A 21,069-nucleotide genomic window follows, 5' to 3' on the forward strand; every position below is an offset into this window, starting at 1 on the left:
TATATGAAAACATACTTAATAACTGGCGGTGCAGGATTTATTGGTTCTAATTTTACCTCTTATATTCTAAAGAAATATGATAAAAATTCTATGATTATAAATCTAGATAAACTAACTTATGCTGGTAATCTTAACAATCTAAAATCTATTGAAAAACATACAAACTACAAGTTCATTAAGGGAGATATTTGTGATGAAACATTAGTAGATAGCATATTTAAAAATCATACCATAGATTATGTTATAAATTTTGCAGCAGAATCCCATGTGGATAGAAGTATAATGGATTCATCAATCTTCACAAAGACAAATGTGTTGGGAATTCAAGTTTTACTGGATAAGGCTAAGAAATATTGGCAATCAGGTGAATGTTTTAAACCTAACAAGAAATTTGTACAAATCTCCACAGACGAAGTATACGGCTCCTTAGATAGGGATGGCTATTTTAGAGAAGAGACCCCCTTATCTCCTCGTAATCCCTATTCGGCAAGTAAAGCTGCTGCTGATTTAATAGTTAATTCCTATTATCACACACACAAAATGCCCATTAACATAACACGTTGTTCTAATAATTATGGCCCCTATCAATTTCCAGAAAAGTTCATTCCACTAATTATAAATAATTGTTTAAACAATAGAAAAATGCCCTTATATGGAGACGGAAAAAATATTAGGGACTGGATTCATGTGGAGGACCACTGCAGAGCCATAGATGTGGTTCTAAGCCATGGAAAACCAGGAGAAACATATAATATTGGAGCTCATAATGAGAAAGAAAATATTGAAATTGCTAAACTCATTATAAAATATTTAAATGAAATTTTACCTAATTATAATTACTCTACTAAATATATAAGTCCAGACTCAATAGAATTTGTAAAGGACAGAAAAGGCCACGATAAAAGATATGCCATAGATTCATCAAAAATTAAGAATCAATTAAACTGGCATAGTGAAATAGATTTTAATGAAGGCATTATTAAAACTTTAAAGTGGTACTTAGAAAATGAAAATTGGTTAAAGGATATAACTTCAGGTGAATATATGAAATATTATAATTCTATGTACAATGGGAGGATTTAAAAATTATGAAGGGAATAATTCTAGCAGGTGGTCATGGAACTCGACTCTATCCAATTACAAAGGCTATTAGCAAACAGATACTACCTGTCTATGATAAACCAATGATATACTATCCCTTATCCGTTTTGCTATTGACAAAAATAAGAGAAATACTTATTATTTCTACCCCAAGGGATTTACCTTTATTTAAAGACCTCCTAGGTGACGGTAGCCAACTAGGTGTGTCATTTACCTATTTATCACAGGATGAGCCACGGGGTATTGGAGATGTTTTTTTAATAGGAAAAGATTTCATAGGTAAGGATACGGTATGCCTAGTTTTAGGAGATAATATTTTTCATGGAAGAGGCTTTTCTTCCCTCCTTAAGGATTTAGCTAACATAACAGAAGGAGCCCATATATTTGGATACCAGGTAGATAATCCTAAAGATTATGGTATTGTCAATTTAAATGATGAAGGACAAGTACTATCAATTGAAGAAAAACCATCACATCCAACATCTAATTTTGCAATCCCAGGTTTATATTTTTATGACAACAACGTTATTAATATTGCTAAAAGTATTAAGCCCTCTTCCCGTGGAGAACTTGAAATTAGTCACATTAACAATATATATCTAAGGAATAATAAATTGAATATTAATTTCCTCAGTAGAGGCTTTATGTGGTTTGATATGGGTACTAATGAATCTCTTCTTCAAGGAAGTAATTTTGTTTACACTGTACAAAAAAGACAGAGATTATATGTAGGTTGTATAGAAGAAATAGCTTATAAAAATGGATATATTAATAGGCAACAATTACATAATCTAGCTAACGCCATGATAAATACTGAATATGGTAAATATCTTTTAAAGTTATAGCAAAGAGTTTATGACATTAATCATAAACTCTTTTTTATATGATTTTACAAACAATGCATTTCTTCTTCAGCATTATCCCAAGGAACTACATAGGCCTGTCCCTTAGAACAGAATATGGAAGATGAAGTATACTCCATATCTATATTCTTATCATATCCTATTTTCTCTATAACCATATCTTGATTATGGCATATATCATATCCACTAAATGCTAGACTTATGACCCCTTTTCCATGGGTATAGACCACTAGTTCCATAGGATAATTCATAAAGGTAGCCACAGGTACCCGTCCTGTTACAATAGTTTTATCCCCTACAGTTTCTGGTGGATTAAAGGTTCCACTAGCCTTTTGTACATCCGATAAAACCCTTCCCATATGGTCTAAATCTACCTTTATCTTAAAGTCATAATAGGGTTCAAGAAGTATATTTTCTGCCTTTTCTAGCCCCTGCCTTAATGCTCTATAAGTGGCCTGTCTAAAATCTCCACCACTAGTATGTTTATTATGGGCTCTTCCTCTTAACAAGGTCACCTTTATATCTGTTATAGGTGAACCTGTTAAAATTCCTCTATGTTCCCTTTCATATACATGATGTTTTACTAGATTTTGATTTCCTATAGTTAAGTGGTCTGCATGACATAGATTTTCATACTTTATGCCACTATTTCTTTCTCCTGATTCTATTTTTAAATGTACTTCTGAATAATGGCCCAGAGGTTCAAAGTGACCATATCCTATTACTTCACCATTTATAGTTTCCTTATATAATATATTAGGTTCTCCAAATTCTACAGAAAAGCCAAATCTGTCTTTTACTATTTGTTCTAGTATTTCTAATTGGATAGGTCCCATAACATGAATATGAATCTCTTGTAGTTCTTCTTCCCAAGTTACTTTTAATGAAGGATCTTCTGAATCTAATATGTTAAAAGCTCTTACTACTTCTTTTATATTTAAAGAAGAGTCAAATATAACCTTAGATTTTAAAGTAGGTATCATATTATAGGTGGCTTCTTCTCCTAGATTACCTAGGCCCTGTCCTGCCCATGTTTGTGATAATCCTATTACTCCAATTAGTTCACCGGGATGTGCTTCATTTATGGTTTTAAATTTATTTCCGTCATATACTCTTATTTGTGTTATTTTTTCACTTTGCCCATTACTATAGGTTATCTCATCTCTCACTTTTAATTTGCCACTTAGAAGTTTCATATATGTTATTTTAGTACCGTTATTTTCATGACCTATCTTGTATACTCTAGCACTGAAAGTTTCTTCATTATCATATTCCGTATATGTTAGAGTATGAAATTTATCTAAAAAATCTATTACTCCTACATCTTGTAATGCAGACCCACTAACACAAGGATATATGCGATTTTCTTTAATCATCTTTTTCATATATTTTAGCCATGTGTCTTTGTTGTATCCATCTTCCATATATTTTTCTAAAAGTTCTTCATCTCTCTCTGCTATGAACTCTATTAATTCTTCATCCATATCATCATTAAATGAATCTGTAATGTCACATAGGTCTTCTGTTAAATTTAATTTTATCTCATTTAATACATTGTCCACATTTGCTCCAACCCTATCTATTTTATTAATAAAAAAGAAGGTTGGTATATTATGTTTCTTTAGTAATTGCCATACAGTCTCCGTATGTCCCTGGACTCCTTCTACTGCACTTATTATTATAATTCCATAGTCCATAACCTTTATGGACCTTTCCATTTCTGGTGAAAAATCCACATGGCCTGGAGTATCTATTAAGTAGTATGTTGAATCTTTATATTTCATTACAGCCTGATCTGAAAACACTGTAATGCCTCTTTCTCTCTCTATTTCATGACTATCCAGGTGAGAGTCCTTATGATCTACCCTCCCCCTTTGTCTAATTGTATTTGTATGATACAGCAACCCCTCAGAAAAAGTAGTTTTTCCTGCATCTACATGGGCTAGTATTCCTATTGTCTTGTTCATATCTACACCTCTATTTAGATTGTATAGATTAATTATATCAAAATAACAATAGATTTAAATAAAAGTGTTCTTAAACAAGAACACTTTCTAATTCAATAATTCATTAACTTTTCTACAAACTTAACATCAGCTGGCGCTATTTTATACTTATTTAACTCATATTCTTTACACCACACATATTCAGAGTGGTCTTTCAACTTTATATTACCATTTTTTATAATGGCCTCATATGCTTTTAATTTAATCTTCTTATCTGTATAATCATGTATATTTTCATCAAAATAACTTTTAACTTCTATTTCTATATCCATTTCTTCTTTCAATTCCCTTATGAGGCTTTCTTCATCCCTTTCACCCTTTTCTATTTTTCCTCCTGGGAATTCCCAGAATCCTCCTAGACTTTTATCTTCTTTTCTCTTAGCTATTAAGATTTCATTTTTATCATTTCTTATAATTGCTGCTACTACTTCTATCATAGCCTTCTCCTATAAAACTATTTGCTCTACTAATCATGTTAGCTAGCATTTGTTTTTCTAGTCTCCATTAGAAACCCATTTTATTATAATTTAGTATATCTATATACTTCATCTTTTATATGCTATTCATAGTATATTCTTTTAAATCCTTCTTTAACAAAAATCCTATTATAATTTTATGCAATGTAAAAGGGAACCCTATTCTGGCTCCCTAATTTATTTAATTTCTATTTAATTATACAGTTTTTAATAGCGTTATATATTTTTTCTTGAATATAATCTGTTCCCTCAATTAACTCTTCCTCTGTTAGTTCTAACCAGGTTCTAGTTTTATCTGCGTTAATTAACTCTCTAAAAAGACCTGATCTTTTATCAATCTCCATAAAAACCCTTATCTTTCTATCTTTAATGAAAAATGCCACTTTTAATTCATCTATCTCACCATTAAATGCCTTCGTTGGAATTATATTAAATGCTTGTATGAAATCAACATCCTTTACATATGTATTCTTCTCATTCTGTATTCCACTGTCAGTAAATCCCAGATCAATAAATCCATCTAATATAGGTTGAATATATGGATGAGCACTTACTTTAATATAGTCTAAATCTGTTGGATCTATAGCTTTTTTTATGTCTAAAGATGTATCTATCCAAATTTCATTATTTTCAGTAGAAACAGGAGTATTAGGAGATAATTGAAATTTAAAGGGAACTTCATATTCATCTTTTGGTAAAATAACTTTTTCAAAGGGCAGTACTATATTTTGAATTGTAGCCGTATTTGTATACACTTTTTTCTTCCCATCCCTATACTCTATCTCCTTATATTCTGTTCGAATATCCATGTATATTTCATCTACCTTTTGTTCAACCTTTCCCCCTCTGATAACAACTTTTCCTGTGACACTTGCCCCTGCTTGAACCCTTTCTGAATCTAGAACTGCATCTACTTTAGCGCTACCCATACCCATGGAAGCCATAGCTTTCTTAAAAAAACTCATATGTTAAATCCCCCTTTTGAACTTTAACATAAAATATAAACCCTATTTTTAGGGTTTATATTTTATAATTATTTTCTATTCATATCATAATATCCTCTATGAGTAATCTATGCGTGGCAATTTTCATTTATTCATATGTACATTAACATAATAAATTTCCACTTAATTTACCACTTAGGTTATAATAACTACAAAGGAGGCTATATTTAATGAGCAGACTAAATATACGAAATGTAGTATTAACCGATTTAGATTGTGTAAGCGAAATAGAATCTCTTTGCTTTCCAGCAGCTGAGGCTGATTCAAAAAATATTTTCCAAGAAAGAATTTCAGTCTTCTCAGAGGGATTTTTTGTAGCTCAATTAGATGATAAAGTTATAGGCTTAGTTAATGGTGGAGTTACAAATGATACTCACCTAAAAGATGCCTTTTTTAAGACTATGGATTTACACATACCTAACGGAGATAATATAGTAATCTTTGGCCTTGATGTACATCCTGATTATCATGGAAGAGGTTATGGTAAAGAATTAATGAATCATTTCATTGAAGCTGCACGAAAGTCAGGTAGAAAAAAAGTATTACTTACATGTAAAAAACATTTAATAAAATACTATGAGCAATTTGGCTATATAAATGAAGGTTTATCCAAATCTACCCATGGTGGAGCTACATGGTATGACATGTATTTAGTACTATAATATTTATTTAATAAGAATAAAAGGGGGCAAAGTTTAATGAGCAGACTAAACATACGAAATGTATTATCAAATGATTTAGATTGTGTATGCAAAATAGAATCTCTTTGTTTTCCGGCAGCTGAAGCTGCTTCAAAAAAGGCCTTTGAAGAAAGGATATCCGTATTCCCTAAAGGTTTTTTCGTAGCTGAATTAGATAATGAAATCATAGGATTTATTAATGGTGGAGTCACGAATGATATTCATATAGAGGATGACTTTTTTAAGACTATGGATTTACATATACCCGATGGAGATAATATAGTAATCTTTGGCCTTGATATACATCCTGATTATCAAAGAAAGGGCTATGCTAAAGAATTAATGAGTCATTTTATTGAAGATGCAAAAAAGTCTGGTAGAAAGAAAGTATTACTTACATGTAAAGAACATTTGATAAAATACTATGAACAATTTGGATACGTAAATGAAGGTGTGTCTAGCTCTGAACATGGAGGAGCTAAATGGTATGATATGTATCTTACAGTATAAATAATAAAATAAGAGTGCCCATCTATTAATATATGAGCACTCTTTGCTTTTTCTTTAAAATGCTGGTGGTGTAACAGCAAATACAACCTTCGTAACCTTATCATATGTGTTTTCCCATTTGTGTTTCATATTAGGAAGTATTCTCACACTATCTCCTTCATTTAATAGGATAGGGTCATCATTTAAATATAGGGTTACCTTCCCTTCCATTACATAGGCTGCTTCTTCTCCCTTGTGTGCCATTAATTCCTCTGACGAATGAGAGCCAGGTGTTAATGTCATAAGTATAAACTCAATAGTAGTATTTAAATCTGGAGACAACAACTCATAGGCAAAGTTCTTATTCTCTGGAAATATGATTTTTTTACGACTATCTGCCCTTACAACCAAGTTATCTCTATTTACTGAATTCATGAAAAAAGTAAATAGGGGTACATCTAATGCCTTTGAAATTGCCTTTAATGTATTTATAGAAGGATTAGCCAATCCCCTTTCAATTTGACTAAGTAAGGATGGAGTCACTTCTACCATTTTAGCTAGATCCCTAATAGTTAGACTTTTGGCTTTTCTATATTCAAGTATCTTTTCACCAATATTTATATCTTCCATCTATAAGCTCCTTTAATGTATATAATCCCATATTTATTGTTAAACTTTATTTAACAAATTATTATAATCTTAAATATTTGTCTATTAGAATCATTATAGCATAGAAATATACTCTTTTTCAGTTTTGTTAAATGTGATTTAATAAATTAAATATACATTGACACAAGCTTTTTATATTGTTAATATTTACTTAATAAATTAAATACAATTGAATTATTTAATACTCATTAATAGTAAGGGGGATAAATATGAAGGATAAAATTGTTTTAGGCAAAACCATAGATAAGTGGACAAAAGATTATCCACTACTAGAAGATCTCATATGTACAAAAGAAGTTTTTTGGACTAATCCTAAATATAGAAAATTTGATGAAGCTATTAAAAATATCTCTTTATCTGAAAATCATGTGAAAGATGCGGAAGAAAGATTACAACGTTTTGCCCCATATATAGAAAAAGTATTTCCAGAAACTAAAGATAAACAAGGTATTATAGAATCTCCTATAGTTGAAATTCCAGATATGAAAGATTATTTGGATGCCCATTGTGAAACAAATCTTTTGGGTAATCTCCTTTTAAAATGTGATAGCCACCTTGCCATTTCAGGTTCTATTAAAGCTAGAGGTGGCATATATGAAGTATTAAAGCACGCAGAGGATTTAGCTATTGACCATAGCATGTTAAGTAAAGAAGATAACTATGCTATTTTAGATAGTGATAAATTTAGGGAATTTTTCTCCCAATATTCTGTAGCTGTAGGCTCAACGGGGAACCTAGGTCTTAGCATAGGTATTATGAGTGCTAAATTAGGTTTTAAAGTAACTGTTCATATGTCTGCAGATGCGAAAAAATGGAAAAAGGATCTCCTTAGAAGTAAGGGAGTTATAGTAGTTGAATATGAATCAGATTATAGTAAAGCAGTGGAAGAAGGTAGAAAACAATCAGATGCAAATCCAAATAGTTATTTTGTAGATGATGAGAATTCTATTAATCTGTTCCTAGGATATGCTGTTGCTGCTTATAGATTGAAAAAACAACTGGATGAACTAGGTGTAATTGTAGATAGAGATCATCCTTTATTTGTATATCTGCCATGCGGAGTTGGAGGGGGACCTGGAGGAGTTGCCTTTGGATTAAAATTGGCTTATAAGGACAACGTACATTGCTTTTTTGCAGAACCAACCCATTCTCCATGTATGTTAATTGGACTCATGACGGAAGAACATGATCAGGTATCTGTTCAAGATTTTGGAATAGATAATATTACGGCAGCAGATGGATTGGCTGTTGGTAGGGCCTCTGGATTTGTTGGAAAGACGTTAGAGAATCTATTAAGTGGTGATTATACTATAGATGATGATAAATTATATGTATTATTAAGTGCTTTAGCTGATACGGAAAATATTTACTTAGAACCTTCTGCACTAGCTGGTGTTGGTGGCATAGTTGACTTATTTAACACTAAAGCAGGGCAAAAGTATTTGAGAGATAGTAATTTAATAGATAAAATGAAAAATGCTAATCACATTGCCTGGGCCACAGGTGGAAGTATGGTTCCTAAGGAAGAAATGGATAAGTATTATGAAAAGGGAATAGAATTATCACGTGAATAATAATTTAGCTTAATAAAAATAAGGAGATAAAATTCATTTATCTCCTTATTTTTAAAATTTCTTACTCTATCATATTATGTTTACAAAGTACTGCCTTAATGGCCAAATAGCTAACGTCCTGAGGAAGAACTTCTTTTATAGGCTTTAATTTTTCAGCCCCTATTTCATTAATCTTTTCTAGAATAATATCCTCATAACTACTTGGAATAAAATCATCTAAATCTATCTCTAATCCCTCTGATGCACATCTAATAATATGATTGTTTATTGTAAGTATTTTCATATCCCTCTCTTCAGATATTTCTTTTAAGGATTTTCCCTCTTTATACATGTTTAGAGTTATAACATGGCTAGGAATCTTCTCTTCCTTTTCTACTTTCACCACTTCCGACGTTATGTCATTCTCCTGTACATAAGTTCTAATTGCACTTAAAAAGTCTTGTCCATATTTTTTTAACTTACCTTCTCCAACACCTTTAATTGTCAACATGGATTCTTCATCTAGAGGAAGGACTTTTCCCATTTCTCGAAGGGTACTATCGGAAAATATAACATATGGTGGAATTTTTTCCTTAGTCGAAATATCCTTTCTAATACCTCTAAGTATTTCAAACAATGTATTATCCACAAATACCTTTTCTTTTTTCTTCTGTATTTTTTGAAATACCTTTTCTTTACTCTTTAACACGGGCACAGCCTTCTGCTGTAACTTTACTATAGGATATTGTCCCTCTGTAAGGCCAAGATATCCTTCTGCAATGAATATGTTCATCATATCTTTTAATTCTTTTTCTTTATATTCTTTCATAATTCCATAGGTGGATAATCTATCCAGTCCAAATTGTAGAACTCTCTTGTTTTTAGAACCCTTAAGAACTTGAGCCACCAGGGAAGTTCCAAATCTTTCTTTCATTCTATATATACATGAAAAAATCTTTTGTGCCTCTATAGTAACATCTGTAAGCTCACTGTCATCATTACAAGTGCTACAATTATCACATTTATCTTCCACATCTTCTTCACCAAAGTATTCTAATATATATTTTCGTAAGCATTTGGTCGTATGGCAATAATCAACCATTTCTTGAAGTTTCCTGTACTCATTCTTTTCCCTGTCTAAGGATATATTAGATTGTTCCATTAAAAACTTTTGAAGCAGAATATCCTGAGCTGCAAATAGTAGAATACATTCACTAGGTTCTCCGTCTCTTCCTGCACGACCTGCCTCTTGATAATAGGCTTCCATATTCTTCGGTATGTTGTGGTGGATTACATATCTAACATTTGACTTGTCAATTCCCATACCAAAGGCATTAGTTGCCACTATGATCTTTATATCATCGTATAAAAATGCTTCTTGGCTTTCTTTTCTTTCAGCAGGACTTAATCCTCCATGGTATTTACCTACAGCATATCCCTTTGACTTTAAATTTTCATATAGGCTCTCCACTTCTTTTCTAGTGGCTCCATAAATAATTCCCACTTCATCCTTATTATCTTCCACATAATTCATAATAAAATCTTTTTTATTAGCCCCTCTCATAACAGAAAAGGAGAGATTTTCACGGTTAAATCCTGTAATATATGTGTTTTCATCTTTTAACTTTAAGAGCTTTACTACATCATCCTTTACCTGCTCTGTGGCAGTTGCAGTAAAGGCTGCTACAATAGGTCTATTAGGTAATTCTTTTATTAACTCTGTAATAGACCTATAACTTGGTCTAAAATCATGACCCCATTGAGATACACAATGGGCCTCATCTACCGCTACTAAGGATATCTTTATTGATTTTAATAACTGGCAAAAGTCCCAGGATTGTAATCTCTCTGGGGCCACATATAAAAGCTTATATTCACCCTCTTTAGCCTTGTTAATCCTATCTTGAACTTCCCCATTATCTAATGAACTATTTATATAAGTTCCTTTAATACCCACACTTTCTAAGGAATCTACTTGATCCTTCATAAGAGAAATCAAAGGAGAAATTACAAGGGTTAAACCTTCTAGTAAAAGAGCTGGTATTTGGAAACAAATAGATTTTCCTGCTCCAGTAGGCATAATAGCAAATGTATCCTTTTTATTTAATATACTATCTATAATATGTTCTTGACCTTTTCTAAAATTTTCATATCCATAATATTTTTTTAGTATGTGTCGTGCATTTTGTAACATGGTAATACCCCCTGATAATTGAAGTATTTATAGTATATCATTTGTCATAGTAAATATGCTTTAATAATAATCATTATTTCCATATTATAAAACGCCTATCCCTTCATTTGCTTAGGAGATAAGGCGTTTTGTAAATTTAAGTACTAATTTATTTTCATATTATTTCTAAAAACACATCTACTATTTTAGGAGAAAATTGAGTTCCTCTATTATTTTTCAATTCCTCTATACCTTCTTCTTTAGTTATTTTTCTTTTATAAGTCCTATCTGATGTCATTGCATGCCATGAATCTGCTACACATATTATTTGAGATATTAAAGGGATTTCATCACCTTTTAATCCCATTGGATAGCCAGTGCCATCCCAACGTTCATGGTGTAATAATACATATTTTGAAACCTCTCTTAAGGTATCTGCCTTAGATAATATATCGTATCCTATCTGCGTATGCTTCTTAACAAGTTCATATTCTTCTTTAGTCAATCTATCAGGTTTATTCAAAGTACTTGATGGTATTATTATTTTGCCAATATCATGTACCGTTGCAGCCCAATAAAGATCATTAAGCTGGCTATCATCCAGATTTAAAAGCTCTCCTATTTTAAGTGAATATGATGCAACAGCTTCAGAATGTCCCTTTGTATATTCATCATGAAGCTCTAAAGCTGAAATAAATGAGTGTACAATATCCCTTTGCACTAGGTTTTTTTGGTCATTTACCTTTTTAATCTTATAAAAACCATTAACAAGTTGTTGGAATGCTTCTAAGTTATGAATGCTTTCATCACTAAATTCAACACCCTCATCTGCACCAATATCTAAACTAAATCCACCGTATAAGTTATCATCATTAGATATGCCCACATAAATTGACTGCTTTATTTTAATATTCTTATTTGAATATTCCTCATATTCATCATCACTTAATCTTCTTTTAATGTTATATTCAGGATTGTTTCTAATTTTTATATGGTTAAATGCAAATTCAAATTTATCAACACTAACTTCAAGACTTTTTAATGATTCCATATGAAAACCTATTGATTCTATGTATCTAATCTTTCCATTTTCAACAATATAAGCACTTCCGAAATTAGATTCCTTTACTAGACTAAAGGCAATTTTAAATACTTCCCGTAATAACATTTCATCATCCACATGATTATTTTTTAATATTTTAGTTATTAACATAAAAAAATCATTTGTAACATTCATTGCCCTTTCTAGCTCTATATTCTTTTCTTCTATCAAAATTAAATTCTTTTTAGACTCCATTTTCTTATTTAGTAAATCCGTATTTAATTCATTAATTTTCAAAAAATCATTAAGGATTAAACGATAAAGTATGATAGCTGTAAAAAAAACAAAAAACCAACCCTTAAAGGTCTGAATATTCATATATAAGTCCCTATTAACTACAACCATACTTAAAATACGATCAGAGAATAAAATCCAAAAACAACCGAATAATACATAAGTAGCTACTATTCTTATAGGAGCTTTTCGAAAATCAATATTTTCTACTTTATATTTTTTATAAATTAAATCTATTATTTTCCTCATATTTCTATCACCCCCTATAATCGGACTTTATCATTAATGTAAATATTCGACATTTTTTATGCTTTTCCTCCAATTTTAGGCACTATTAAATACTTGAAATAAAAAAGGCATGCTCCGTATGCTTCGCTAGGAAACCCTATGGTTTCCTTCGACGATTGCTATTGCAATCTGAGCATCTTCCTTTAAAGAGGCAGGGGAATTTTTCCCCTACAACTCCTTATTTTTTTACCTATCCACAGTTTTGAGAATGTTATAATTTCCTATAGCGTAAAAAAATATGATTCACTTAAATAATAAGTGAATCATATCAGCCTTTCATTATTTTTCAATTCTATCTCTTCCATTTTCCTTTGCTTCATATAAAAGGTGATCTGCCTTATTAACTAATTCCTCTGGACTTTCTGATTTAAGCTGAACAATTCCACCACTAATAGTAATTTTTAATTCTTCATGTTCAAAACTTAATTTTTTTATTTTATTTCGAATTTCTTCTCCTATCTCATATGCATCATATAAGTTTTGCTCAGGGAGAATAACTAAAAACTCTTCTCCTCCATATCTTCCCACTACACCCATGTGCCCTACATGATTTTTAATACATTCTGCAACTTTTTTTAAAACCATGTCTCCACACTGATGTCCATAAATATCATTAACTTTTTTAAATCGATCAATATCATACATGATAACGCATAACGATGTATTTTTTTCTTTTGATTTTTCCATCTCTTCTTCTATAGTTTCATACATATACTTATGATTATATAAACCTGTGAGACCATCTGTAATACTGAGTTTTTTCAGTTTATTATTTACTTCAATAATTTTATTTTCCACTTTATTTCTCTCTTCAATCATGCGATTTAGAGAAATGGCCAACTCCTTTAATTCTGAATAATTTATTTTTCCTATATTAATATATACCTTTTCCTTTGAAGCTTTTTCAAAGAAAGAAATAAATACTTTTATATTTTTATTAATTTTTTCATTTGTTCTATTTGTAAGGAATCTTATAATAAAAATAATGCATAAAAATATTATAATTGTCTCAATCATCTCTTCTTTATACTGATTTTTTAGTTCTTCTTTCTTTAAATTGATTACTTCTTCAATTTCGTCTATATATATGCCAGTTCCAACAATCCATTCCCAATCTGGAACTGATTTTACAAAGTACAACTTCTCAGAAGTTTTATTTGAACCTTTTCTTAGCCAATGCCCCTTAAAAAAAATACCTTCTGGGTTTTCTCTTCCAAGTTTTATTTGTTTTTGAATAACTTTTACACCATTGTCATCTTCTAAATCCCAGATATTTTTTCCTATAAATTCTGGAAATCCCCCAGATGCTACCTGGATGCCCTTATAATTTCCAATATACATGTATTGGTCATTTTTATATCCATAGTGAATTTGAGAAACCCATTTAGTTATTTTATTCTGAAGAGTTTTTTCAATCTCATCTGTATATTCTCCATTTTCTCCTACCTGAGATCTTTCAAATTCAATATAATCAATAACTTTATTTACCTCATTTTCTATAAGTATCTTCTGTCTTTCTATATAATCTTTTCTTAACGATTCTGTCTCTGATATAAATTCAAAATATTCCTTAGTTACCCGTGTAAACCCTAAAATTAGGGTTCCAACAATAATGACTATAACCATATTCATAAAAATCGTATTTTCAATGCTTTTTTCAGCCTTCATTCTATCACCCTAATTTTATAATATAATGTCTAAATTTGTAGGATTTCCCATTTATGTGCCCATTATATCATATCTAATAAATTATTTGTCATTACTATTTCAATACAAAATTGTGCCCTGTTAAATAATAACCCCGTTCATAAGCATGACTTTTATATCAAAATGAAAATTGTTAATATATTAAAAATTAGTATTATAAAGTAAATTTATGTTATAAAATGTAAATATTGGGTAGATAGAAGGAGTATTTAAAAAACAACATATATTCTATTTGTAAATCTATAATTTAAATGAAAACAATATTAAAGTTTTGCTTGAAACATTCAATTATTTAAACTTCATCCCTATATGAAAATGATGAGTTATTTTTATACGCAAGTATACTATAAAAAACATGAAAAGGAGGTATTGGCTTTGTATATAAACCAGAAATATAAGCAACCTTGTTGATATAAATAGGCATAGGTAAATTATTACTAATAATGAAAAGTTATAAGCCTATATATTTACAATAATAAAAATTAAGTTTTATGTGGAATTTAAAATTACAACTGGAGGTATTTAATTTGTTAAAAATTACAAAATTGTCATCCCGCCTAATAGTATCTTTTCTATTAATAGTGATTTTAACTGGATTTTTAAGTTTTATGTCTATCAAAGACGTGAATACTTTAAAAAATTTGAATGTTAAGATGTATAAACATCCCTTTACAGTAAGCAATGCTGTATTAGAGATACAAGTTAATATTGTCAAAATTCATAGAGAAATGAAAGATATTTCTACAGCAAAGAGTAAATCTCAAATTGATCAATTAGTAGCAAATGTTGATAGATATGAGAAAGAGGTTTTTAATAAGTTTGAAGTTATATATGATCGATTCCTTGGAGATAAAAAGATGGTTGATGCTGCATATAATACTTTTAAGGATTGGAAAAAAATTAGAGACGAAGTAATAACGCTTACTATCCAAGATAAAAAAGAACAAGCAATTAGTATTACAAAGGGAAAGGGTGCTAAGCACGTAGCATTAATTGATGAAGAAATAGGTAACTTATCAGATTTTGCTCAAAACAAAGCTATAGAATTCTTTAATAATTCTAATAAGCAAACCCAACAATCCATAATCATGTTACTTGGTTTAGTGTCAATTATATTACTCTTAATCATAGTTATTGCATTTACAACGGTATTTAGTATTAAGAAGCGACTAGATTTAACAATAGATATGATGAAGGACTTAGCTGAAGGTGATGGTGACTTAACAAAAAGATTAGAAGTTAAGACCAAGGATGAACTAGGTGAAATAGCAGATTTACTAAACACTTTCGTAGGAAAAATAAGAGCTACAGTTAGTGAAGTGGTGTCTGCTTCAGCAACACTTACCCAATTCGGCGGCACACTAAGTACAGCTATTACAGAAGCTAACTCAGGCATGGAAGAAATTGCAACATCTATTAATACTATAAGCGATAGTGTGCAAAATGTTGCAGGCGTTACTGAAGAAACAACAGCAAGCATAGAAGAAATGTCTAGTAGTGCAGAAACAATAAGTATTGAATCAAATAAATCCTTCGATAACTCAAAGCTAGTATTAGAATCAGCTAACCAAGGGGCTAAACTAATAGAAGAAGTAGTTGATTCTATTGATAAGGTGAAAGACTCATCTTCCCATGTTTCACAGGTAATTAATGAACTTAAACAATCCTCAGGAAAAATTAGTGATATAGTCTTAATTATGACTAATATTTCTGAGCAAACTAATCTACTTGCTTTAAACGCAGCAATAGAGGCTGCAAGAGCAGGAGATGCTGGAAAAGGTTTTTCAGTAGTAGCTGAGGAGGTTAGAAAGCTTGCAGAAGAAAGTAAAAAATCTGCTGATGACATAACACAGTTAATTTCAGGTATACAACAACAAATTGAAAAAACTAATAATATTATTATGAATGAAAATCAGCTTGTAGATACAAGTGTTAAAAAGGTTTATGACACAAATGACTCCTTTAAGAAAATACTTAATGTAATTCAAGAAATCTCTATGAAGATAGAAATGATTGCCCAATCTTCAGAACAGCAGTCTGTAATTTCTAATGATATGACTAAAGCCATAGATAGCCTATCACAGGAAACCCAAACTAATGCAAGTGCAGCTCAACAAATTACTGCTGGCATAGAAGAACAGGTTGGAACATTCCAGGAAATTGGTTCAAATATTGAAGAATTAAACAATATTGTTAAGAACTTAAAAGGTCAAGCAGATAAATTTAAAATATAAACTTTTAATGTTATTTTGTAAAAAAAGGTTAAATATATTTATTCTATGTTCAGCCAATATTGTACATAAAATAAGAGAAAATCCTTTATAAACCCAGAGGATTTTCTCTTTTATGTACAATATATACTATATTAAAAAGTGTGTTTGGTAATTGGATCATATAAATTTGAGATAACTTCACAATTTAAAGTTATGCATTACTATGGTAAATGCCATCCTCATCTATTTCACATGTTCTATTAAATAGCCTTCAAAAAAGCTCATTTAAATCACCTCATAATCTTATTTCAAAATCTCTCATGGAAATAAGCTTTCCTCTATATTGAAGTTTTCCACTCTCTATTAATTTTCTTACTCTAAAATCAATATACAAATCCCCAACAAGCTGATCTGATTTACCCATGGTTTCTCCAATAACCCTGGCAGCTTTTTTAAAGTCCAAACTACAGTTTGATAATATATCATTATCATAATAGGTTTCATCTACTCCTATAATTTTTTTACCCTTCCATATTCTCAAATTTTCTTTAGAATTTCTTAGAACCCGCCAGTCACTAATCAGATTATTGTATATTTCTTTATTTACCTTTGTTATTTTAGAAATGAAAGTGGGTATTTCTTCAGGTGAACACTGCCCTAAAGCTATGGGTCTATATGCCCTATTATCATAGTCTTTTATGTATGAATCAGACACATTAACCTGGTATAAATCCCTATTCTTTAATAAGGACATTAAATATCTTAGTCCTACTTGATCATTAGTATTTTCACCGTACCATATTACTACTTTTGAATCTTGATCAATATTTCTTATGCATTCACATATTTTAATAAAATCTTTCTCAATGTCTCCAAAATACTCATAGGCTGAAACCTTTTTTAAGATGTCTATAAGATATTCTATTCTCTTTTTTAGCCCTGCTTCCTTATAAATTTCATAGATTGGTCCTATTGAAAAATCATCTCTTACACATATTACTTCTCCCTTATATTCACTTGGATTATTTTTAAAAAAGAATCTTAAGGTTCCACTGGCTGAATCACCAAATGCTATATGCACATATTTACTCATCCTTAGTCCTCCTTTTACCCTCATAGCTTTTATTCCCATTATTATACTACACCCTTTCATATTAGCATAATAAAAACCTAGTTGTTTTAGCTTATTTAAAGGTAAGTATATGGACTGTATCAACTACCTGTTCATTCTCCTGTTTATCCATATTTATCATAATTTTCTTCCCTGAAGGACTCCATATGGGAGCACCGTATCCAAAATACTCTGTAGATACAAATGATTGTATTTTGTTTTTCATATCCATTATATAAAAACCCACATCTCCATTAGAGCCTTTATTTAACATGTATGCTAATTTTGTTCCATCGGGAGACCAATTAACACCATATATAAACCTTCCTTCAACTAAGATTTCTTTATTTTTTCCATTTAAATCTGTTAAGATTAACGAATCCTTTTGTTCCTTTACAAGATGTTTGCTTAGAATTAATTCCTTTTTATCTGGGGATAAATAAAAACCTGTTACATTATCTTCAAATAATATCTTTTCTTTCATATTAATATCATAAACTTTCATTTTTTTATCATAGGTTTTATAGTACACCTTATCATTAACCTTAAAAGCATATTGAATCATATGGTCTTCCGCATTTTCTATCTTTCTTGTAGTCCCATCTACATTTACAAAATGAAAGTGACTACCCATAAATGGTATAATAATTTCATCATTATTCACCCATTTAGCTTCAGTAAATTCCTGAACATAAGGAAGTGAAATTTTAACCTTTATTTTGCCATCCATATCTACAATATAGCCTGTTCCTTTATTTTCTAACATATTAACATATAGAATATGCTTTCTATCAGGTGATACAATGGGATATTCCTGATACTGTGATTTATCTGTGAAAATCTTTTCTTCTTTTGTTTCTACATCATACAAATATAAATTTCTCATGATAGCACTAACATGTCCATCTACCTTAGAATATAATTCTTTATTTTCCTTCCCAACAATTATTTCCTCATCATTTACCCATTCAAAACCTTTCATTCCCTCATAAACTTTAATTTTTTCTATAGCAATATCTTCATATACTGCATCCTTTGTATCATCAATAACTATTATAGTTTTTTCTTCTTTCTCAATTACTTGACGTCCTTCCTTTTCAGTTTTTCCACATGCAGCAAATAAACTTAAGGAAATAATTAATGTAAATATATATATTCCTTTATTTCTCATTTCTGAAACCCCCTATATTTTATATTAATAATGTACAAGACTATTTTTTCAAAAATATATATTTATGTTTCAAAATTGTAAACTTTTATGAGAAAAGAGGAAAAACTATTGAAATGGTTGTACCTTTTCTTTTTATATCTAATATGGAGATATTTCCTTTTTGCTTTTCAACTAATTCCTTCACAAGGGACAAACCTAAGCCAGTACCAGCATATTCCTTTGATCTATCCCTGCTCACCGTATAAAAAGGCTCAAATATCTTTTCTCTTGCATGAACTGGAATTCCCATACCCGTATCTATTACCTCAATAAACACATTTCCATCTTTTTTATAGCTATTAACAAAAACCTTTCCATTAGACTCATTGTACTTAATTCCATTGTCAATCAAATTGATAAAAATATGCATTAGGCTCTCCTTGTCTCCTAAAATATAAGCTGATTGAAGGTTAGTTAATAAATCAATGTTAAATTTTTGAGCTTTTCCTTTCATACGATTACAAATTTCCTCTAAAATCTCTTTTATATTAATTTTTTCGGATTGAAGCTCAAAATCGTACTTTTCTAAAGAAGACAAGTACAATATTTTTTCTACCATTTCATACAACCTCTGGGCTTCCTTTGAAATATTAGACTTTGCATCTTCTAATAAGTTTGAATCGTCACTATACATCTCTAATAAATCAATATAAGCATTTATAACTGTAAGGGGCGTTTTGAACTCATGAGTAATATTTCCGATAAAGGTTTTTTGTTGCTTTTCTAACTCTTTTAATTTTTTTACTGCCAATCTTAGTTTCTCTTGCTCCTTTTCCATCCCCTCAATATGGTTTTTAATTTGATTACTCATATAATATATTCCCTGACTTAATTCTCCAAGTTCATCATTTCTTCTTAATGGGAGAATTTCATCATAAAAACCCTTCTCAATATTTGATGCATCCTTATTAAGTTTCAATATGCCCTTTGTTAGATCATTAAAATAGAAATAACCGCCTAGGAATGTTAGAGCAAATACTATAGTTCCTATGTTGAAAAATAGAGATTTAATGTTATTATAAAATTCTATATTTTTTCTAAGTGAATATTCAAATTTAATAACTCCAATTTGCCCATTTATATCATGAATAGGTGCCACATAATCTAATTTATCATTTACAATTTGATATGCTATTTTATCATTTAATCCATGCACTAATATATCTTTAACATCTGTCCTAGTTCCAATGTTGATTGAGTTTCCAACCTCTCTACCTGACATATCATATATGGAAACCTGCATGCCACTCATTAAATCCAACTGACTAGCTATTTGATTACCCTTTTCCTTAAGAAACGCCCTGGGCTCTTTTATGGATCCCATAAGATAAATTTGTCTAACATATATATTTGCAATTTTCGTCTGCTGAGCTAAATGTTCTTCATATTGCTTTTGTTGATCTCTTTCAATTCCTTTAAGAACTAAATAGCTCAAAAGACTTACTGTTATAAATAAAAGGAGTGCTAAAAAAATGCTAGACTTAAGTTTTATGCTAATCTTCATAAATTTCACCTATGGCCTTATATCCTACTCCATGAATTGTTTGGAGAATATTTTGATATGATTCTCCTAGCTTTTTTCTCAGTCTTTGTATATGTATATCCACAGTTCTTGTTCCACCTGCATATTCCATTCCCCATACTATATCTAATAATTGATCTCTAGTATATACTCTTCCCATATGAGAAAGTAACAGAGTTAACAAATCAAATTCCTTTGGTGTTAAGTTCAAAGATTGTCCATGCAATTGTACTTTTCTATGTTGTAAAATAACTTCTAAGTCTCTTATTGTTATCTTCTCTTGTTCTTCATCAGAATTTTTTTGTAACCTTCTTAATAGGGATTTTGCACGTGCAACTAATTCTCGCATATGAAAAGGCTTAGTAATATAATCGTCTGCCCCCAGTTCTAAGCCTAATATTTTATCAACTATATCATCCTTTGCCGTAAGTAGAATTATTCCTAATCCAGCTTTATTTTCTAATCGTTTACAAACTTCAAAGCCACTCATTTTAGGCATCATCACATCTAGTATTACCACATCCGGATTAAAAGCAGATATCTTATTTAACGCATCCTCTCCATCATAAGCTGCTTCAACTGTGTATCCTTCTCGATCAAGGGCATAGGTAATTGTATCTGCAATTGTTTTTTCATCATCTACTACTAAAATCTTATCCAAACTTCCA

17 protein-coding genes are annotated in these 21,069 nt (G+C 30.3%); 6 read left to right on the forward strand and 11 right to left on the reverse strand.

The annotated features are described in order from the left end of the window. The first annotated feature begins 3 nt into the window (after positions 1-3). Together rfbB and rfbA are read left to right on the forward strand one after the other, a co-directional pair. Positions 4-1,083: a dTDP-glucose 4,6-dehydratase gene (gene rfbB, locus CCE28_RS06590; protein WP_095132217.1), complete on the forward strand. Its 1,080-nt coding sequence runs from the start codon at positions 4-6 to the stop codon at positions 1,081-1,083. A gap of 5 nt (positions 1,084-1,088) precedes the next feature. Further along, on the forward strand, positions 1,089-1,946 hold the full coding sequence (gene rfbA / locus CCE28_RS06595; protein ID WP_095132219.1) for a glucose-1-phosphate thymidylyltransferase RfbA: 858 nt from the start codon (positions 1,089-1,091) through the stop codon (positions 1,944-1,946). A gap of 44 nt (positions 1,947-1,990) precedes the next feature. On the opposite strand, the gene CCE28_RS06600 is transcribed toward rfbA, so the two are convergent. The 3 genes from CCE28_RS06600 to CCE28_RS06610 form a co-directional block, all read right to left on the reverse strand. Then, positions 1,991-3,931 (reverse strand): GTP-binding protein, encoded by a 1,941-nt coding sequence (locus CCE28_RS06600; protein ID WP_095132221.1) that lies wholly within the window; start codon positions 3,929-3,931, stop codon positions 1,991-1,993. Positions 3,932-4,023: 92 nt separating this feature from the next. Continuing rightward, entirely contained in the window at positions 4,024-4,407 is a 384-nt protein-coding gene (gene mutT / locus CCE28_RS06605) for an 8-oxo-dGTP diphosphatase MutT (RefSeq protein ID WP_095132222.1), read from the reverse strand. A gap of 227 nt (positions 4,408-4,634) precedes the next feature. Continuing rightward, the gene (locus tag CCE28_RS06610; RefSeq protein ID WP_095132224.1) at positions 4,635-5,411 is read right to left on the reverse strand and encodes a sporulation protein; all 777 of its coding nucleotides are present in this window, start codon (positions 5,409-5,411) and stop codon (positions 4,635-4,637) included. 209 nt (positions 5,412-5,620) lie between these two features. Here CCE28_RS06610 and CCE28_RS06615 point away from each other — a divergent pair, with 209 nt between their 5' ends. Beyond that, positions 5,621-6,112 (forward strand): GNAT family N-acetyltransferase, encoded by a 492-nt coding sequence (locus CCE28_RS06615; RefSeq protein WP_095132226.1) that lies wholly within the window; start codon positions 5,621-5,623, stop codon positions 6,110-6,112. 36 nt (positions 6,113-6,148) lie between these two features. Further along, positions 6,149-6,640, forward strand: a complete 492-nt coding sequence (locus tag CCE28_RS06620) for a GNAT family N-acetyltransferase (protein WP_095132229.1) — start codon at positions 6,149-6,151, stop codon at positions 6,638-6,640. Between the two features lie 54 nt (positions 6,641-6,694). Here the strand turns inward: CCE28_RS06620 and CCE28_RS06625 are convergent, their stop codons facing one another. Beyond that, positions 6,695-7,249, reverse strand: a complete 555-nt coding sequence (locus tag CCE28_RS06625) for a helix-turn-helix domain-containing protein (protein WP_095132231.1) — start codon at positions 7,247-7,249, stop codon at positions 6,695-6,697. Between the two features lie 248 nt (positions 7,250-7,497). On the opposite strand from CCE28_RS06625, the gene CCE28_RS06630 reads away from it, so the two are divergent. Further along, positions 7,498-8,862 (forward strand): D-serine ammonia-lyase, encoded by a 1,365-nt coding sequence (locus CCE28_RS06630; RefSeq protein WP_095132233.1) that lies wholly within the window; start codon positions 7,498-7,500, stop codon positions 8,860-8,862. A gap of 61 nt (positions 8,863-8,923) precedes the next feature. Here CCE28_RS06630 and recQ read toward each other — a convergent pair whose 3' ends face one another. The 3 genes from recQ to CCE28_RS06645 form a co-directional block, all read right to left on the reverse strand. Then, the gene (gene recQ, locus CCE28_RS06635) at positions 8,924-11,035 is read right to left on the reverse strand and encodes a DNA helicase RecQ (RefSeq protein WP_095132235.1); all 2,112 of its coding nucleotides are present in this window, start codon (positions 11,033-11,035) and stop codon (positions 8,924-8,926) included. A gap of 154 nt (positions 11,036-11,189) precedes the next feature. Then, positions 11,190-12,599 (reverse strand): HD-GYP domain-containing protein, encoded by a 1,410-nt coding sequence (locus CCE28_RS06640; RefSeq protein WP_095132237.1) that lies wholly within the window; start codon positions 12,597-12,599, stop codon positions 11,190-11,192. Between the two features lie 318 nt (positions 12,600-12,917). Beyond that, entirely contained in the window at positions 12,918-14,306 is a 1,389-nt protein-coding gene (locus CCE28_RS06645) for a diguanylate cyclase (RefSeq protein WP_095132239.1), read from the reverse strand. Between the two features lie 566 nt (positions 14,307-14,872). Here CCE28_RS06645 and CCE28_RS06650 point away from each other — a divergent pair. Further along, entirely contained in the window at positions 14,873-16,579 is a 1,707-nt protein-coding gene (locus CCE28_RS06650) for a methyl-accepting chemotaxis protein (RefSeq protein ID WP_176461699.1), read from the forward strand. A 274-nt stretch (positions 16,580-16,853) separates the two neighbouring features. On the opposite strand, the gene CCE28_RS06655 is transcribed toward CCE28_RS06650, so the two are convergent. The 4 genes from CCE28_RS06655 to CCE28_RS06670 form a co-directional block, all read right to left on the reverse strand. Continuing rightward, positions 16,854-17,651, reverse strand: a complete 798-nt coding sequence (locus CCE28_RS06655; protein ID WP_176461700.1) for a DUF1835 domain-containing protein — start codon at positions 17,649-17,651, stop codon at positions 16,854-16,856. Between the two features lie 91 nt (positions 17,652-17,742). Then, entirely contained in the window at positions 17,743-18,840 is a 1,098-nt protein-coding gene (locus CCE28_RS06660; protein ID WP_095132245.1) for a TolB-like translocation protein, read from the reverse strand. A gap of 85 nt (positions 18,841-18,925) precedes the next feature. After that, on the reverse strand, positions 18,926-20,383 hold the full coding sequence (locus tag CCE28_RS06665) for a sensor histidine kinase (RefSeq protein WP_095132246.1): 1,458 nt from the start codon (positions 20,381-20,383) through the stop codon (positions 18,926-18,928). Next, the gene (locus tag CCE28_RS06670) at positions 20,373-21,062 is read right to left on the reverse strand and encodes a response regulator transcription factor (protein ID WP_095132248.1); all 690 of its coding nucleotides are present in this window, start codon (positions 21,060-21,062) and stop codon (positions 20,373-20,375) included. Before CCE28_RS06670 ends, CCE28_RS06665 begins: the two co-directional genes overlap by 11 nt. Positions 21,063-21,069: the final 7 nt, after the last annotated feature.

Source organism: Anaeromicrobium sediminis (genome assembly GCF_002270055.1).
GTDB lineage: Bacteria > Bacillota > Clostridia > Peptostreptococcales > Thermotaleaceae > Anaeromicrobium > Anaeromicrobium sediminis.

Bases quoted from the DNA above. Each gene is read 5' to 3' on its own strand.
- rfbB (WP_095132217.1), top strand. From the start codon at position 4: ATGAAAACATACTTAATAACTGGCGGTGCAGGATTTATTGGTTCTAAT.
- rfbA (WP_095132219.1), top strand. From the start codon at position 1,089: ATGAAGGGAATAATTCTAGCAGGTGGTCATGGAACTCGACTCTATCCA.
- CCE28_RS06600 (WP_095132221.1), bottom strand. From the start codon at position 3,931: ATGAACAAGACAATAGGAATACTAGCCCATGTAGATGCAGGAAAAACT.
- mutT (WP_095132222.1), bottom strand. From the start codon at position 4,407: ATGATAGAAGTAGTAGCAGCAATTATAAGAAATGATAAAAATGAAATC.
- CCE28_RS06610 (WP_095132224.1), bottom strand. From the start codon at position 5,411: ATGAGTTTTTTTAAGAAAGCTATGGCTTCCATGGGTATGGGTAGCGCT.
- CCE28_RS06615 (WP_095132226.1), top strand. From the start codon at position 5,621: ATGAGCAGACTAAATATACGAAATGTAGTATTAACCGATTTAGATTGT.
- CCE28_RS06620 (WP_095132229.1), top strand. From the start codon at position 6,149: ATGAGCAGACTAAACATACGAAATGTATTATCAAATGATTTAGATTGT.
- CCE28_RS06625 (WP_095132231.1), bottom strand. From the start codon at position 7,249: ATGGAAGATATAAATATTGGTGAAAAGATACTTGAATATAGAAAAGCC.
- CCE28_RS06630 (WP_095132233.1), top strand. From the start codon at position 7,498: ATGAAGGATAAAATTGTTTTAGGCAAAACCATAGATAAGTGGACAAAA.
- recQ (WP_095132235.1), bottom strand. From the start codon at position 11,035: ATGTTACAAAATGCACGACACATACTAAAAAAATATTATGGATATGAA.
- CCE28_RS06640 (WP_095132237.1), bottom strand. From the start codon at position 12,599: ATGAGGAAAATAATAGATTTAATTTATAAAAAATATAAAGTAGAAAAT.
- CCE28_RS06645 (WP_095132239.1), bottom strand. From the start codon at position 14,306: ATGAAGGCTGAAAAAAGCATTGAAAATACGATTTTTATGAATATGGTT.
- CCE28_RS06655 (WP_176461700.1), bottom strand. From the start codon at position 17,651: ATGAGTAAATATGTGCATATAGCATTTGGTGATTCAGCCAGTGGAACC.
- CCE28_RS06660 (WP_095132245.1), bottom strand. From the start codon at position 18,840: ATGAGAAATAAAGGAATATATATATTTACATTAATTATTTCCTTAAGT.
- CCE28_RS06665 (WP_095132246.1), bottom strand. From the start codon at position 20,383: ATGAAGATTAGCATAAAACTTAAGTCTAGCATTTTTTTAGCACTCCTT.